This window comes from Solitalea agri (assembly GCF_023914155.1).
GTDB lineage: Bacteria > Bacteroidota > Bacteroidia > Sphingobacteriales > Sphingobacteriaceae > Solitalea > Solitalea agri.
In genome coordinates this window covers 1-18,009 of sequence record NZ_JAMWYS010000042.1, presented here as the reverse complement: position 1 = coordinate 18,009, position 18,009 = coordinate 1, and the positions used below count along the sequence as shown (strand labels likewise).

The following is an 18,009-nucleotide window of genomic DNA, read 5'->3' as shown; positions in this document are numbered from 1 at the left end:
ACCCTCTCCTTAACATTAACCACTAATTCTGCTTCTCATTAAGGTTAAATAACCCTTATAAACTTTCAGCTTATTACCCACTGTAATCTTTAGCACATAGAAATAAGTACCTTCCGGCAGTCCTTCCGCACTCCAATCGTTTTGGTAACCTCTAATTGTATATACCCGATTTCCCCACCTATCCATCACTGTTAATTCATTCGTAGGGAAACTTGCTATATTAGGAATCTTGAACACATCATTTTTGCCATCACCATTTGGAGTGATCATATTAGGCACTGATGCCTGATCGATCCCAAAAGCAACTTCTTTAATAACAGCTTTCTTAAAGTTGTTCGATAAGTCATTATCAACAACCGCAGCAGTTACGTACGCCGTGTTTTTAATATTAGTCATTTTCAATGGCGTGGCATTGATCCTTAATTTCATTTCTTGCTGATCAGCAAGCTCATCGATTTCCCAGGTTATTATTTTCTTAACAGGATCATAATCAATTAAACCATCATCAGATTTTGCAGATATATACACAAGATCATCACTCAATGTATCTCTCACCATTACATTACTGGCATCCTGAGGCCCCTTATTAGTAATTGTAATGATAAATTGTACAGCACCCTCAACATCATCACTAATTCCACCTTCTTTATTGATAGCTAAATCGGAAGAAGTTATAATGGCTACAAGATATTTTTCACTGGTAACAGAACAAGCACCAGAAGTGACAGTTCGTCGGTAATAAACAGGACTTGTTTGCGGTGACGGCTGATAATTTATCTGATTATTTACCCCTGTTGCTGCAACCCAATTATTTTGACCACCTTCACTTTTTTCCCATAGATACTTATAAGTGCCATCTCCACCTGATGGTTGTGAACCGGCAATAACGGCAGGGGTGCCTCCAGAAGGAACGCTTTGAGGTGCACTGATTATTTCATTATCATCCAAAGCAATTGGCGTAATTATAAAAGGCACCACATTACTGGTATCTTTTAGCGATCCAGCCAAGGCAATTCTTCGGAAATAAGTTTTCTTAGTAAGATTTGAGGGATCATAATTTACAGAAACAGCATCAGTAATATTTGTCCAGGTACTATTGTTAAAACTTTGCTGCCATTGATATGAAACCACATTATTAGCTGTAGTTCCGGTGATAACACTTGGATCAACAGAAGCCAAACCACAAAATACTGTCGACGGCGGAGCTGTAATTTTATTATTCGAAATCGGCAAAGAAGGTAAAACAGTCACCTTAATCGATGCACTTACCGTTGATGGACATACTCCTGAGCCAATTTTTCTACGGAAATAGGTAGTTTTTGTTAATGGCTGAGGCTGATAGTTCTTACCTTTATTGGTTCCTATAGCAGGGCTCCAATTTGCATCATCATCACTTTGCTCCCAGTTAAAATCAAATACTCTTCCTGCCGGTAAAGGATCACTTCCAGTAATCAGATCTGGAGTTACTCCTGATTTTACATCGGATATAGGATTGATAACGTTATTGGTAATACCATCAGGATTTACAATGATATAAACAGTATTACTAACATCTGATTTTACTCCCGAAATCACTTTACGTCTGAATCGAACAGTTTGTGTAAGTGCAGGTGGGTCATAGTTTTGAGAATTTGCTCCTGCAATATCATTGTATGTCACACCTCCATCCAGGCTTCGCTCCCACTGGTAGCTAAGTGTGGCCCCAACCGTTACCGTTGCGGCAGCCCCGGTAATAGGCTGCGGGTCAAAACTTGGTATCCCACATTTTTCATTATCCAGTGGTTGAATAATGGTATTATTTGAAATTTGAACTTCAACAATAGAAATTTTAACCGTATTACTTTTTAGTTCAGTACATAAACCCATTTTCACTGTACGTCGAAAATAAGTATTAACAGTTAGCGCTTGAGGTTGATAATCTTTTGCGTTAAATGTTCCAGAGACTACCTGCCAATTAACGCCATCCGTAGTTTGTTCCCATAAGTATTCATAACTAATTCCATCTCCACCATTTGGAGTTGTACCAACCAAAAGTTGTGGAACAGCGCCAGAAACAATATCCTGATCTTTTGAGATACTGTTATTTCCTACCCCAACCGGTGCAATTACAAAACGAATTATATTACTTTCATCTTGATCAGGGCCGTTGATTGCAATACGGTGATACCATGTTGTTTTTACTAAAGTGGGCGGGTTATAATCACGCGTGGTAACACCTATATCCGACCAGGTAACACCCAAGTCCGTACTTTTCTGCCATTTATAAGTTGTCCCAGAAGGTCCAGCATCTGATCCAACAATAATAGAAGGGTCGAAAAATGTTGCAGGACAGTTCCCTGGATTAGTAGGCTGAATAATAAAGTTATTAGTTATAGTTGCAGCTGCAAATGTTGATTTCTCCAAAAAGGAAAAATAAAGTTGATGGTGAATATCAGTTTTATTCTTTAAAAGAAAGGTCGGAAATGCAGTTGCCTGCTGACTTAAACTATAAGTCAACAATAAACTCACTAATGCGGTTAACCGAATTGTGAAACTGCGTTTGAATTTCATATGGTTGGGTTTGGCGTTCGACTTGTATACGAGTTCCATAAGCAAAAAGTTATTAAATATGCATTTGCAATGGATTATTTTTTCTAAAATGACTTTTTTGTCATTTTAGAAATTATTGAGAGAGCAATAAGAATTAGATGTGGTATCAATAACAGTTAGCTTGAAGATACTAAAATTTCAGAAGCAACTATATTAATAAACAAATATATTAAATATCATTTAAATAAACTGAAAGTATTTTCCATTGCATAAAATCATTTTTCAAAATAATAACAAAAAGTTATCAACACTTATCAAAAACTTAACCAAGGATTAAATAATTTAACTTAAAAACTGTTAATCAATTACTTATAAAACATCAAATACAAAAAAAGAGGAAATTACAAGTAATTTCCTCTTTTAAATTGTGTATATTTTTAAGGTCAGGCAGCCTTAAGTTTTTTCATACTCGCTGATTTTTCAAACTTATCTTTAGCATAATCTATGCTTATTACAAGTTCTTTCACATCATTAACCGAAGGCAGTTCAAACATATGATCGATCATGATTGCTTCACAAATTGAACGCAAACCACGGGCTCCTAATTTAAATTCCATTGCTTTATCAACAATGTATTCTAAAACTTCGTCATCAAACGACAGCTTAATTCCTTCGTAAGAGAACAACTTAACATATTGTTTGATCAACGAATTCTTTGGTTCAACCAATATAGAAAGCAAGGTATCACGATCTAAAGGATTCAAATAAGTAAGAACAGGGACACGGCCAATTAACTCCGGAATTAACCCAAAGCTTTTAAGGTCTTTCGGAGTTATATACTGAAGCATATTATTTTTATCCACCTTATCAGTATTCTTTCTGGATCCGTAACCTATAGCCTGTGTTTGCAAACGATTACCAATTTTCTTGTCAATTCCATCAAAAGCCCCTCCGCAAATGAAAAGGATATTGCTGGTATTAACCGCAATCATCTTTTGATCAGGGTGTTTACGACCACCTTGAGGAGGAACGTTTACAACTGTACCTTCTAATATTTTAAGCAATGCCTGTTGAACACCTTCTCCTGACACATCACGTGTAATTGAAGGATTGTCACTTTTACGGGCAATTTTGTCAACTTCATCAATATAAACAATACCACGTTCGGCAGCAGCCACATCATAATCAGCAGCTTGTAACAAACGGGTTAAAATGCTCTCTACGTCTTCGCCAACGTATCCGGCTTCAGTTAATACGGTTGCATCACAAATACAAAATGGTACATGCAAAGTTTTTGCAATGGTTTTCGCCAAAAGCGTTTTTCCTGTACCTGTTTCGCCCACCATCAAGATGTTCGATTTCTCAATCTCTACTTCATCCTTATCAACCTTCTGATTCAGTCTTTTGTAGTGATTATAAACCGCCACCGCAAGTACACGCTTTGCATCGTCTTGTCCGATAACGTATTGATCAAGATGTTTTTTGATTTCAATGGGTTTAACAAGATTCAATTCTAACTGAGCCTTCTTAGCTTTGTTTTGAACCGCTTCTTCATTTAGTATCTGATATCCCTGCTCAAGGCAACGATCACAAATATGCCCGTCAATCCCTGCTATCATCAAAGCAACATCTTGCTTCGAAGATCCGCAAAACGAACACCTAACGTCTTTTTGATTCTTACTCATTATCTGATAATAGATTTCAGAAGCACAACTACAGAGCACTTTGTGCTTCTGAAATCGTACTTAAAATTACTTAGTTTCTCTGTTTGAAGTTAAAACCTCATCGATCATTCCAAACGCTTTTGCTTCATCAGCAATCATCCAGTAATCACGGTCAGAGCATTCCCACACTTTTTCATATGGTTGATTGCTATGACGGGCAATGATTTCATACAGTTCTTTTTTCAATTTACCAATTTCACGAGCGGTAATTTCGATATCTGAAGCTTGACCTTCAGCTCCACCCATTGGTTGATGAATCATTACACGAGAGTGAGCTAAGCCTGCACGCTTACCTGCTGCCCCCGCACAAAGCAATACTGCTCCCATTGAAGCGGCCATACCGGTACAAATTGTAGCAACATCAGGCTCAACAAATTGCATTGTATCATAAATTCCTAAGCCTGCGTAAACAGAACCTCCAGGGCTATTCAAATACAATTGAATATCGCGTTTTGAATCTACTGATTGCAAAAACAACAGCTGGGCCTGAACAATGTTTGCGGTTACATCATAAATCGGATCGCCTAAAAAGATGATACGATCCATCATTAAACGCGAAAAAACATCCATTGAAGCTACGTTCATTGGACGTTCTTCAATAATGTATGGAGTGATATTAGTTGGCAATTTGCGGTTCTCTACACGAGAGATAAAACCATCAACTGCTAAACTATTGATACGGTGATGCTTTACCGCATATTTACGAAATTCGTTTCTGTCGATTCTGTCTTTCATGTACTTAAAATTAAATTTTAGTGATTTGTATTTCAGTTGATAACCCGTCTTCAACTATTGAACAATTTGAAGCATAACCATTTATCCCCTGCTATATGTGTATTTGCTTTTAAAACGAATATAATCAAATATCATACATAAAAAACCCTGCAACTGGATAAGCCCATATTAAAAGTATTCAGGAGCTATTAAATCACTTATAATCTTCTTTTAATCAACAATTTGACTATAAAAAAGAAATCTGCCATTTACATGACAGATTTCCATTATTAATGACAATATGACCTTTTATCCTTGATTATTTTAACTCAAGGAATGATTTATAGTCGATTGCTTTCTCTTCTGTTGAAACGGTACTTTTTAAGAATTCAAATACCTTGTTACTACGCACTTCATTGAACATTTGAGTTGCGCGCTCACGATCTTGCAAAAAGTTGCTAGCATATTGATTCAATTGAACATCATCAATTGGAGTTGGGCTATACATAGCAAATTGAGCAGAAATACGCTCCTTAGCTAACGCAACTACCTCTTCAGGCTTGATCTCAAGATTGTTCGTTTGAACAACTTTGTTCTCAATTAATGTCCATTTAAGGTTTTTCTCAAATGAATCGTAATCTTTTTCTAATTCCTCGTCAGATAAATTCTCATTTGTTGCTTTTAACCAACGTTTTAAGAAATCAGAAGGGAGATCGAAATTAATGTTAGCTAATGCGTATTCGTAAATATCGTTTGAGAATTTACGATCAGCATTCATTTCCATTTGTTTCTCAATCTCTTCAATTACATAAGCATTGAATGCTTCTGCAGTTGTTACGCTTCCATCAGGGAACACTTTTGTAAAGAACTCTTCGTTCAATTCAGCAGCTTCTAAACGGTTAACGTTTTTAACTGTAAACTGGAAGTTTCCTTTTAATGCTTCAGCTTCTTCTTCACTGATGTTTAAAAGATTATGAATTTGGTGCGCATTGTTTTTATAAGCTTTCTGAATATCGAAAGAAACAACATCGTCTTTTTTCAAACCAACCAATGATTTTTTAATCTTCGCATCTTCCACTAATTCAATACGAAGAGAAGTAGTATGTGCAATACCGCCTTCAAGCACTGAACCATCTTCAGCTAATTGAGCGAAATCACCGTACAAGCTATCGCCTTCTTCTGAAGTCTCAGGGTTAGTCATTTTTCCGTAAGCACGTTGTAAGCTTTCGGTACGACTTTTAATGGTTTCTGCGTCAGCAGTGATTTTATATTTCTTGAACTTATCTTTTGAAGAAAAATCTGCTTTAAAGTCAGGTGCTAAACCCAATTCATAGCTAAATTCAAATGAATCTTCAAAATCCCAGTTGTAGTTTTTATCCTTGTCAACTTTAGGTAATGGCTGACCCAAAACCTCTAATTTATTATCAGCAATGTAATTGTTCAACGAATCAGAAAGCAAGTTGTTGATCTCATCAACCAAAATGCTTTTACCGTAAAGCTTCTTAATATGAGCTGCAGGTACCATACCCGGGCGGAAACCTGGCATACGTACTTTTTTACCTTGCTCTTTAATCGCTTTTTCTACTTTAGCTTTATAGTCTTCAGGTTTAATGTTGATGGTTACTACTGAGCTTAAGTCGTTGATTTTTTCTTGGGTGATATTCATCTTAAAAAAGAATTATTTTTTGATCTACCGGATGAGTATTCTGCAATACTCGTTAGTTTTTAAATTAAAAATCCTCCACATATGCGGAGGATGCTATTCTGTGCGGAAGAAGGGAAAAAACTTCTTTACCTTCTCTCGCATCCGTCCGCTTTTTGGAGGCGCAAAGCTAGGTTTTTTCTTTATTTTTTCATAACTATTTTAAAAATAGCACATATAGAAAAACCTTTAAACAAAAAGAGCAGTCCGAAATTAATCTGAACTGCTCTTTTATTTTTCTGTGCGGAAGAAGGGACTCGAACCCCCACGCCTCGCGGCGCCAGATCCTAAGTCTGGTGCGGCTACCAATTACGCCACTTCCGCGCTTCCCGTTATTGTGTTTCGGGACTGCAAAAGTAGAAATCTTATTTTAATTTACAACAGTGTAGTGAAGATTTTTTTAAAATATTTTGGAGCGTGTAATAATCGACTCCCATACCAGCTGAACATTTCACCATCAACAATCAAAAAACGTGTTTGAGGCATCTCTGCTGACATTTCCATAACATGCTTATCCTTAAACGGATACGGCTCTGACGACAAGAACACATACTCTGGATCCATTATTCTCAACTCTTCCTTGGTAATTTCTGTGTACCTATCTTTTGCTGAAAAAATATTTTTGAAACCCAATACTGAAAGCACATGATCAATGAAGGTATTATTAGCAACTACCATGTAAGGATCTTTCCAAATGAAGTAAGCAACTCTGGGAGATAGGGATTTAATTTTATTGAACTCATCAGACTGGAACAATTCAATAAAAGAATCATGGATACGTTGAGCTAACCCGTTTGCTTCAGTTTCCTTATCAACCAATGAACCTATACTCCTAATCATCGAATAAGCATCATCCAGTGTTACTATATCACTTATCCAAATAGGAAACTCTTGCATCAATGTCTCTATTTGTTCTTTCTGATTTTCCTCTTTGTTACCAATAATCAGATCAGGTTTTAACAATCTGATCTTTTCTATATCAACTCTCTTAGTCCCTCCTATTTTTGCAGTGGATTTAAATCGCTCATTCGGATGAATACAAAACTTAGTAATTCCAACCACTTCCTTATTTAAACCCAGATCAAACAGTAACTCTGATTGCGATGGAACCAATGAAATAATTCGTTTGGGAGGAAAGTTAATTTCTATTGTTTGGCCCATCTGATCGGTAAACTGTTTTCTCATTATATTTTAATCTGAATTGTACAAATTTCGATATGGGCAACCAAGAAAACAAAGTATCTTTTAATTTTGCATCGATGAAGAAAGTTATACCTTTCGCCCTTAACCTGGCGCTCTTAATTACACTTATATTTTTAGCTTATTTTACACAACGCACAAACAGCACACAGCTTATTGCACTGTTTATGTGTGCTTTTGCCGCATATATAGCTATTCTGAAGTTTTACAACGATGATCAATTTTTTCGTTTGAATTTTTGGAGTAGTATTATATTACGGTTGGTTGTATTGTTCGCACTACCGAGTTTAACGCAAGAGTTTTATCGTTTTGTTTGGGATGGGCAATTACTTCGCTTAGGCTTCGATCCATTTGCCCACCGACCCGAAAGTTATGTTTTAGCCGGTATACAGATCGAAGGCATCGATGCCTCCCTATATGAAAAGCTCTCTTCTAAAGAACTCTATTCAATATATCCACCATTTTGCCAGTCGATTTTCGGAATTGCCTGTAAAATATTTCCAACTGATTTATACAAAGCCGTATTAGTAATGAAGAGCTTTGTGTTCTTATTTGAATTGGGAATCGTTTGGATGATCAGTCTTTTATTAAAACACTTTAATCTTCCTAAAAATCGTGTGTTTATTTATGCCCTAAATCCTTTATGCATAATTGAACTTTGTGGTAACCTGCATTTAGAAGCGGGCATGATATTTTTCACCCTACTGGTGATCTATCTACTTATTATAAACCGAACCTTACTGGCAAGTGTATTTATGGGTATGGCTTTTTGTATCAAATTTCTTCCCGCCATTTTTATTCCATTATTACTAAAGCCGTTTGGCTTTCGCAAAACGTTCGACATTGCTTTTTTAGGTATCGTTGTCGGGGTTATTTTTTCACTGCCATTTGTTTACAAAATTGAACAAGTAGGCCATATTCTGGAAAGCGTGCAATTTTACTATAATCAGTTTGAGTTTAACGCCAGCTTCTATCATCTAATTAAGCACCTAGGCTTTACCATTACAGGCACACATTCAATGCTGAATGCACAAAAAATAGCGTTCGGAATATTTCTAGCTACTTTATTCTACCTAACGGCTTTCACCTCTAAAGGAAAGGAAAAGTTACTGGTCAGAATGATGTGGACTTTATTCATTTTCCTGCTATTATCTCCTGCTGTATTTCCATGGTACACCATCAGCTTATTAGCGCTATGTTTATTCACTAATTATCGGTTCCCGCTAATTTGGACTTTAATAGCTCCTTTAAGCTATCTTGCTTATCAAACCACCCCAGCACTTGTTCCAAACTGGGTGACTTTACTTGAATATGGATTGGTAATAGGATATGCAGTATTCGAAATAATAAGTAAGCGTAATTTGATTGACCAACCTGCATTATCATCAAGTGAGGCTATTACAGAATTAGCAGATAGTGATTGTTAAAAAAGAAACCCGCTAAGGCATAATGCCCAGCGGGTTCAACTTCGATAAGGTTTATCTTTAATAATTGCTTACATAGAGCCTAAAAGCTCTTCAAGTTTCTTAGCCAATTCTTCACCTCTTAAGTTTTTGGCAATAATTTTACCGTTAGCATCCAATAAAAATGTAGCAGGAATAGCCTGCACACCATACATAGCAGCATATTCTGATTGCCAGTATTTCAAATCAGATACATGGTTCCAGGTTAAATTATCAGCAGCAATAGCATCTTTCCATTTCTTCTCATCACGATCAAGAGAAACGCCTAAAATATTAAAGCCCTTTGCATGATATTTCTCGTACAATTTCACCACATTCGGATTTTCGGCACGACAAGGGCCACACCACGATGCCCAAAAATCAAGCATGGTGTATTTACCTTTACCTAATAATTCTTTCAACGACAAATCAGTGCCTTCAGGAGTTTTGGCTGTAAACATAGTTCCTTGCTGACCAACTGCTGTTTTACTTAAAATATCGATACGTTTTTTCAACGATTTAGCAGGTGCTGACTCTTTCACCTGAGGAGCAAACTGATCATAGATCTTTGAATATTGAGCAGCATTTTCATCACCTACATTTTGCACCAACAAAAAAGGAGTTACAAATGATTTTGTATGGCTCGCAGCAAATGCCTCCGTAGTTTTATTCTTTTCGGCATCAATTGCATCAAATTGAGTGGCAATCTCATCCATTTTAGCTTTATCACCTGCTTTACGAGCTTCTACATATTGCTCATTTAACGTTTTCTGCTGATCGTTAAACTTAGCTGTTAACTGATTATAAGCATTAAGGTCATCTTGTGATTTTGAGCCTGTAACTTTAGACTCCCTGATCTTAGTAACATCTCCTTCTATGGCAATTTTGGCACTTTCCATAAAAATTGGAAGCGAGGCTCTCATATCCTGAACAGAAAAAACACAGAAATCGCCATTCGTTACTTTTCCTGTCAATGAAAATGCATTTAACTTAGCTGTACTTGAAGCTAATGTATCTGCTTTACCATTTTCAATATTCTTCTTAATAAGGAAAACTTTTTTTCCATCTTCCAAACCTGTTAATTTACCAGTTAGGGTAAATTCTCCAGATTGAGCATAAGCATTTCCGATTAATGCGGCAACAGAAAATGCGGTTAATAATAGGTTCTTTTTCATTTTTGGTATATCGATTAAATTAAATTCGAATTAGTTTTTAGCTATTAGTTCGGCTACTTTTTTCTCCAGTTCTTCGCCCCTTAAATTTTTAGCTACAATTACGCCGTTTTTATCCAACAAAATTGAATATGGAATGGATTCTACATTGTATTCTTTAGCCATTGCCGAAGACCAGAATTTCAAATCAGAGATGTGATTCCATTGAAGTTTATCATCAGCAATAGCTTTTTTCCATGCTTCAGCTTCTTTATCCAATGAAACACCTAGAATATTAAAACCCTGTGAATGATACATCTCATATACTTTCACCACTTTTGGATTTTCGGCACGACAAGGACCACACCATGAAGCCCAAAAATCGATCAAGGTAACTTTTCCCTTAACCTGGCTTAGTGATAATTCTTTACCCTCTGGAGTTAAAGCTTTTAATTCAGGAGCAGCTTTACCGATCGCTAATTTTTCTTCCTTGTCCAATTTCGATTTAATGAATTTAGCTGAAGGAGTAGCTTTTACTTCGTCGGAGAACTTTTCGTAAAGTGGCTTAAACACAGAAGGGTCATATTCCTGGGTAGTATTTACCAATAATACAGGAGCAACTACCGAAGTAGGGTTGTCTTTCGCATAAGCTTTGATATCATTCTGCATCTGTGTTTGAACAGCCATGTATTCCAATTGCAAAGCTTGCATTTGATGCTCATCAGGGTTTTGACCCATCATCATCGCTTTTTGCTGTATCTGCTGAAGCTTATCGGTGTTCTTTTTAAGAATAGCCTCCGCCTTTTTAAATTCTTCTTGCGATTTAGAACCGGTTACATCAAGCTTATATAAGCTATCAACGCTTCCTTTCACCTTGATATCCGAGTTTTCTACCATTAATTCAGATCCCGAACGCTCACCTTCAACAACTAAAGCACAAAGATCTGGAGCCGTTAGTGTACCGGTTAAAGTAAATTTACCATCCTTGCTTACCGCTTTAGCAAGTGTATCAAACTTTTGAGCCTCGAAATTGGTCGCGATCAGGTATATATTTTTATTATCGGTTAGGCCTTTAATTTCTCCGTTAATGGTATAACCACCATTCTTATTGCAAGCTGCCAACGTTAATGCTGCAGCTGCTATAACTACTACTTTGTTCATTCTTTTAATTTTGAAACGCTAAAAATAGAATAATCTACTTCTTAAACGTGTAAAACGTTTATGACGATATAAACAAAAAAACCGTCCCGGTTAAGCCTGGACGGTTTACTCAAATTTTATATCAATAATCTTATCTGCCGAAGGTAAAGCGAATAGATAATGCGAAGTTATCAGGGTAAAATCCTTCATAAGGACTGATAAAATTCAATTCCGGCTTCCAGTCGACACCAATATTAATAGGAGCACCACTAAAAGTGTATTCTAAACCTAAAATACCATCTAACCCAAAATCAGTAGTGTGATCATAATCATCGTGATTATTATGGTAATGGCGGTGTGAACCAATATGAGCACCACCCCCAACAAACCAATCTAAACCAGGTTCACTAAAGGCATTTCCCTGCACTTCATATAAACCTGTTAAATTAAAACTATGATTATTAAAAGCTAAGATTCCTTCGAGTGCTCCTTTAGACTTTAAAAAATGCTTTAATGTAATACCACTTTCGGTTCCAATTCTACCACCTAACGCAGTAGAGTAGCTTTGCGCTTTAACCGATGCAATAGAAAATAAAAGAACAATGATTGTTAAGGAAAATAATTTCTTCATTCTTGGTTATGTTTAATTTTTAGGCTGCAAAAATGCCAATTATATGCCACATATGGCTAATCAATTGGTAACAATTATACCCAAAAGTGAAAAAATATTCATATTAAGCAAAGTGCATTGATAACACTCTTGTTGTCAACATTAAAAATAAGTTCATTTAAAGAATATTAAATAAAAAAACCTATTACAACCACCCGTTACTGATCAAACCTATGATATCAATTCGAGGCAATGACGCCAAATACGTAGAAATAATTACACATAAACACCAACCAATAATGTGGAAAGCTTAGTTTGTTTTGCTAAAAATTAAATTGGAAACTCGCATCTTGATTTCAATCATTTACGCATGAGAATTCTTCATACCGCCGACTGGCATCTTGGTAAACGATTAGAGCGATTTTCCCGCTTAGAGGAACAGCGCCTGGTACTTGATGAAATATGCTGCATTGCCGATGAGCAAAACGTTGATGCTGTTTTAGTTGCAGGCGATTTATTTGACACATTCAACCCTCCTACCGAAGCGGTAGAGTTACTTTATAAAACCTTAAAGCGTTTAACAAACAATGGGAAGCGGCCGGTAATTGCTATTGCGGGCAATCACGATTCACCAGAGCGTATTGACGCTCCTGATGCCATTGCACGTGAATGCGGGATTTTCTTTGCAGGTTATCCTGATACTGACTTGGGTAAAATCAAACTAGATTCAGGTGTTGAAATAGTAAGGACTGAACCTGGATTTATAGAACTTCAATTACCATCATTCAGTTATCCATTAAGAGTTTTAATAACTCCATATGCCAACGAAGTTCGCTTAAAAACCATGCTCAATGCCGAAAGCAATGAGGATGAACTTAGGAACCTACTTCAACAAAAATGGCAGGAATTGGCAAACAACTATTGCGATGCCAATGGAGTTAATCTACTAATGGCCCATTTATTCTTTATGAAAAAGGGAGAAACGCCTCCGGATGAACCGGATGATGAAAAGCCTATTTTGCACATTGGCGGAGCGCAAGCCATTTACTCCGAAAACATACCGACTCAAATTCAATATGTGGCTTTGGGTCATTTACATCGTTATCAAACCATTGATACCAAACCTTGCCCGGTGGTGTATAGTAGCAGTCCATTGAGTTATAGTTTTAGTGAAGCGGGACAAATAAAACAAGTTGCAATCATCAATATTGAACCTGCTAAAGAAGTAGAGATTCAAAAAATAGCTTTAACACAAGGCAAACCCTTGATCAGAAAAAGTTTTGACAAGGTTGATGATGCGGTGGAATGGTTAAGTACCAATCCTGATTACCTGGTTGAATTGACCATTGTGAGTGACGAATATTTAAAGTCGACAGACAGAAAGCGATTGGAACAAGCTCATGAGGGCATTGTAACTTTGATCCCCGAAATAAAATCGGCTCCCAGTGATGCGGATAGAGGCAACTCCTCAATAGATCTTTCCCAAGATATGGAAACCTTGTTCATCCAATATTTTAAACATCGAAAAGGCCAGGAACCTAATGATGAACTGCTTAATTTATTCAAAGAGCTAAAAGCGGAGGGCAACGAATGATTCCGGTAAAACTGATCATTAAAGGTCTCTATTCCTATCATGATGAAGAAGAACAGGTAATTGATTTTGCAAGACTGACCGAAAGCCATCTGTTCGGAATTTTTGGCGGTGTTGGTTCGGGCAAATCATCCATATTAGACGCTATTACCTTTGCCATCTATGGTTCCGTTGAACGTTTGAGCGAAAAGGGTGACAATCGTTATTTCAATATGATGAACCTGAAATCCAGTTCATTGTTAATAGATTTTGAGTTTTATGACCCTATAGGCACCCATTATCGCATTGTGGTAAGCGGTAAGCGTGGCAAGAAACATGAAGATGTTAAAGCATATACACGCATTGTTTATGAACTCATTAATAACGAATGGATTGCACAAGACATTTCCTTAGGAGATGACCTAATTGGACTGAGTTACGATAATTTCAGAAGAACAATCATCATTCCGCAGGGCAAATTCCAGGAGTTTTTGGAACTGTCGACCACTGACAGAACCCGAATGCTTAAGGATATTTTCAGTTTGGAAAAGTTCGAGTTTTCGGATAAAATCAACCGTTTAATCTCTCAGAATAATAATGACAAAGCGGGTTTGGAAGGTGAAATGAAGCAATTTGAAAGCTTGGATTCGGCCAACCTAGAGGTGATGAATACTGAGATTCAATCATTAAAAGAACAGCTTGTTGTACTGAAAAAACAGATTGAAGAGAAGGAAACTGAACAAAAAGCACTTATCGACCTTAAAAAACTATTAGATGAGTTAGAGCAATCAAAACAAAGCTTAAGTCTTCACCAGCAGCAAGAAGATTCAATCGCTGAACTTCAAAAAAAGCTCGAATTATATCGCTATGCGGTTGAAAAGTTTAAATCGATTTTAGACAGAAAAAAAGAGAAGCAACAAGATCTTGTTCAAAAGCAAAACAGGATAAACTTATTGGAGAATGATCAAATCAAACTTGATGGCCAATTAAGAGAGAAGAATGAACAATTGAATCTGCTGTTGCCGGAGTTTGAGAAAATCGGAGTCTATAAGGAACTAGCCGCTGATTATAAAATTGCCATTGATCTTATTTCGCTTCAAAAACAAATTGTCGAAATTGAAAAATCAATAAAAAAGGGTGAATCATTTGTTCAGCAACAATCAGAAAACTACCAAAATCATAAGCTTACTGCCGACAAGCTAAAAGCAGAAATTTCGCAGAAAAGGAAGCTCCTCCCCGATTGGTCATTATTAAATAAAATGGTAACATGGTTTAATCAAAAAACCATTTTACTTAGGGATGTAACCACTGCTAAAACTGAATTGGAGCAGGTTTTACAGGAACAACAGCAACATCTTAAAACTATCGCCACTTGCATTGCCGAACCAATAAAACATGAGTTCCAATCTGCAACCGATCACCTAAAACTTAAGCAAAAAGCGGAAGAACTGACGCAAGCATATATTAAACAGGAAGCTGATTTATTAACTCTGCAACAAAATATATTAGTTAAATCGAAACTTGGTGAGTTTGCCCGTCAACTGCATGCTGGTTCTCCTTGTCCTTTATGTGGAAGTATCGAACATCCTAGCATATTAAATACTGAGGATGTTAACGCTCACATTACCGAAATAGTTGATCGTCTTGATAAGTTAAAAAAACTTAAAGAGTCCTGCGCCATTAGTTTAACAGCTTTGACTAAATGGGAGTTGATATACGGCCGAATAGAAGAGAACATCCTCAAACTTCAAAATAGAGTTTCTGAGGCAGAAACCTTGCTTACCCAATGGCTATCAAACTTTGCTTTCGAAGGTTTTACAACAAACGATGAAAAAAAGGTTAAAGCCCTTTCGTCCTCGGCCGAAGTTCAAAATAAAGAACTGAATGATTTAGAAGCTCAGAGAGAAAAGCTTGATGATGAAGTGTCAAAAGCTGATTCAAACCTGAACAAGGCTCGTGAAAAAATAAACACCTACCAGCAGCAGCAAGCGGCTTTATTGGCAAGAAGTTCAGAGAAAAAAATCCAGTTAAAACAACTGAAAGCAGATCAGATAACTCAATCAGAAACCGAGCTTAACACATTGGCCAATCAGTTTGAAACAAAAGTAAAAACTGTTGAAGCCGAAGTGGAAAGTCTCAAATTAGTTTTACAGCAGTTAGAGCAGCAAAAAGCGAGTTATTCCGGTCAGCTAGCAGCCTTTAAGCAAGAGTTTGCTGTATCAGAACAACAGCTTTTAGGCATTGAAAATGAATTGAAGACTGCTATTGAATCATCAACATTTAATGGTTTAGAAGAGATAGAAAGCATTTTGAATAAGGCTTTGGATATTGGCCTTGCTCAAGCTCAAATTAGCGCTTACAATGAGAAAAAGGCTTCATTGTTAAGTCTAATTCAACGATTAGAGCAACAGACCGAAAGCAGAGCGTTCAATTCTGAAGCTTATGAAACATTACTGCAAGATTTGCAGCTACTAAAAACTCAACATCAGGACAAAAACGACCATTTGGTAAGAATTTCTGCTTTGTTGAATCAATATTTTAAAGATTTAAAGCGCAAAGAGGAATTACAGGAAAAACTTAATCAGCTGCAAAAAAGAGGCGATAACCTGAGCGTTTTATCCGGGTTATTTCGTAGTAGTGGATTCGTAAACTATGTTTCTTCCATTTATATGCAACAGCTGTGTAAAGCGGCAAATGACCGTTTTCATAAGCTCACGCGACAACAATTGCAGCTTGAGGTTGATGAACAAAACAATTTCCATGTTCGGGATATGTTGAATGATGGCCGCATGCGACTGGTGAAAACACTTTCAGGAGGACAAAAATTTCAAGCCTCACTTTGTTTAGCCCTTGCATTGGCAGAGAGTGTTCAGCATTTCAACAAATCGGAACAAAGTTTCTTCTTCCTCGACGAAGGTTTCGGGTCGTTGGATAAAGATTCGTTACAAGTGGTATTTGAGGCTTTAAAATCGTTAAGAAAAGAAAACCGGATTGTTGGTTTAATTTCTCATGTTGAAGAGCTGCAACAGGAAATTGACACGCATGTACGTATTGTGAACGATCCGGATAAAGGAAGCCGCATTTTTGCAAGCTGGGAATAAAAGCAGTTGGCAGTAGGCAGTCGGCAGTCAGTCAGCCTGAGCGTAGTCGAAGGCAGTGGGCAGTCAGCATTGGACATTCTTTAGTTTGTAGTCCACAGTAAGCAATTCACAGTTTGTTGTCAGCCTGAGCGCAGTCGACGAGCAGTAGAAGCATACTCGACGTATACTCGACGTATACTCGACGCATACTCGACGTATAGTCGACGCGCAGTCAGGTTGTAATCGAAGACAGTCGGCATTCGGTGATTTGCATTCGGTATTTTGCAGTTTGCAGTAGGCAGTGGTGGTCGATAGTCCCCCTGAGCGGAGTCGAAGCCTATTACAACAGGCCTTCGACTTCGCTCAGGCTGACAGAAAAGTAGAAGTCAAAAGTACAAGATTAAAAAATGCATAGTACATTCCAAAGTCAGAAGTTAAAAGTTAGAAGTACAAAGTGCCTCTGGCTTTTGTCACTCTGAGCGCAGTCGAAGGCAGTAAGCAATTCACAGTATGTTGTTAGCCTGAGCGCAGTAAAAGAGCAGTAGAAGCATACTCGACGCATACTTGACGCATACTTGACGTATACTCGACGTATACTCGACGCATACTCGGCGTATAGTCGACGCGCAGTCATGTCGTAATCGAAGGCAGTTGGCATTCGGTGATTTGCAGTCGCTAATTTGGAATTTGCTGTAAGCAGTGGTGGTCGATAGTCCACCTGAGCGGAGTAGAAGCCTATTGCAACAGGCCTTCGACTTCGCTCAGGCTGACAGAAAAGTAGAAGTCAAAAGTACAAGATTAAAAAATGCATAGTACATTCCAAAGTCAGAAGTTAAAAGTTAGAAGTACAAAGTGCCTCTGGCTTTTGTCACTCTGAGCGCAGTCGAAGGCAGTAAGCAATTCCCAGTTTGTTGTCAGACAGAGGCAGTCGAAGCGCAGTAGATGCATACTCGACGTATAGTAGACGTATACTCGGCGTATACTCGACGTATAGTAGACGCATACTCGACTTATAGTCGACGCGCAGTCATGTCGTAATCGAAGGCAGTTGGCATTCGGTGATTTGCAGTCGCTAATTTGGAATTTGCTGTAAGCAATGGTGGTCGATAGTCCCCCTGAGCGGAGTAGAAGCCTATTGCAACAGGCC

Annotated in this window: 11 protein-coding genes and 1 tRNA gene; 3 read left to right on the top strand and 9 right to left on the bottom strand. The window is 37.4% G+C overall.

Translation table 11 applies throughout. The features are described 5' to 3' along the window. Positions 1-15: 15 nt before the first annotated feature. The 6 genes from NF867_RS12790 to NF867_RS12765 form a co-directional block, all read right to left on the bottom strand. The gene (locus NF867_RS12790; protein ID WP_252588393.1) at positions 16-2,589 is read right to left on the bottom strand and encodes a T9SS type B sorting domain-containing protein; all 2,574 of its coding nucleotides are present in this window, start codon (positions 2,587-2,589) and stop codon (positions 16-18) included. A 383-nt stretch (positions 2,590-2,972) separates the two neighbouring features. After that, positions 2,973-4,214 carry an ATP-dependent Clp protease ATP-binding subunit ClpX gene (gene clpX / locus NF867_RS12785; protein ID WP_252588392.1) on the bottom strand — a complete coding sequence of 414 codons (1,242 nt, stop codon included), beginning with the start codon at positions 4,212-4,214 and terminating at the stop codon, positions 2,973-2,975. Positions 4,215-4,280: 66 nt separating this feature from the next. Next, positions 4,281-4,988, bottom strand: coding sequence for an ATP-dependent Clp endopeptidase proteolytic subunit ClpP (gene clpP, locus NF867_RS12780; protein WP_252588391.1), 708 nt, complete (start codon positions 4,986-4,988; stop codon positions 4,281-4,283). 298 nt (positions 4,989-5,286) lie between these two features. Beyond that, positions 5,287-6,633 carry a trigger factor gene (tig, locus tag NF867_RS12775; protein WP_252588390.1) on the bottom strand — a complete coding sequence of 449 codons (1,347 nt, stop codon included), beginning with the start codon at positions 6,631-6,633 and terminating at the stop codon, positions 5,287-5,289. A gap of 278 nt (positions 6,634-6,911) precedes the next feature. After that, positions 6,912-6,993 (bottom strand) — tRNA-Leu (locus tag NF867_RS12770). 51 nt (positions 6,994-7,044) lie between these two features. Next, positions 7,045-7,854 (bottom strand): ABC transporter substrate-binding protein, encoded by an 810-nt coding sequence (locus tag NF867_RS12765; protein ID WP_252588389.1) that lies wholly within the window; start codon positions 7,852-7,854, stop codon positions 7,045-7,047. A 74-nt stretch (positions 7,855-7,928) separates the two neighbouring features. On the opposite strand from NF867_RS12765, the gene NF867_RS12760 reads away from it, so the two are divergent. Continuing rightward, entirely contained in the window at positions 7,929-9,296 is a 1,368-nt protein-coding gene (locus tag NF867_RS12760) for an MptA/MptB family glycosyltransferase (RefSeq protein ID WP_252588388.1), read from the top strand. A gap of 68 nt (positions 9,297-9,364) precedes the next feature. On the opposite strand, the gene NF867_RS12755 is transcribed toward NF867_RS12760, so the two are convergent. The 3 genes from NF867_RS12755 to NF867_RS12745 form a co-directional block, all read right to left on the bottom strand. Beyond that, positions 9,365-10,486: a TlpA disulfide reductase family protein gene (locus tag NF867_RS12755; RefSeq protein WP_252588387.1), complete on the bottom strand. Its 1,122-nt coding sequence runs from the start codon at positions 10,484-10,486 to the stop codon at positions 9,365-9,367. Between the two features lie 30 nt (positions 10,487-10,516). Further along, positions 10,517-11,623: a TlpA disulfide reductase family protein gene (locus NF867_RS12750; RefSeq protein WP_252588386.1), complete on the bottom strand. Its 1,107-nt coding sequence runs from the start codon at positions 11,621-11,623 to the stop codon at positions 10,517-10,519. Positions 11,624-11,753: 130 nt separating this feature from the next. Further along, a complete protein-coding gene (locus tag NF867_RS12745) occupies positions 11,754-12,233 on the bottom strand; it encodes a hypothetical protein (protein ID WP_252588385.1) in 480 nt (159 codons plus the stop codon). 349 nt (positions 12,234-12,582) lie between these two features. Between NF867_RS12745 and NF867_RS12740 the strand changes: the two genes are divergently transcribed. After that, the gene (locus NF867_RS12740; protein ID WP_252588384.1) at positions 12,583-13,806 is read left to right on the top strand and encodes a metallophosphoesterase family protein; all 1,224 of its coding nucleotides are present in this window, start codon (positions 12,583-12,585) and stop codon (positions 13,804-13,806) included. Continuing rightward, on the top strand, positions 13,803-16,883 hold the full coding sequence (locus NF867_RS12735; protein ID WP_252588383.1) for an AAA family ATPase: 3,081 nt from the start codon (positions 13,803-13,805) through the stop codon (positions 16,881-16,883). The genes NF867_RS12740 and NF867_RS12735 overlap by 4 nt, the downstream gene beginning before the upstream one ends. Positions 16,884-18,009: the final 1,126 nt, after the last annotated feature.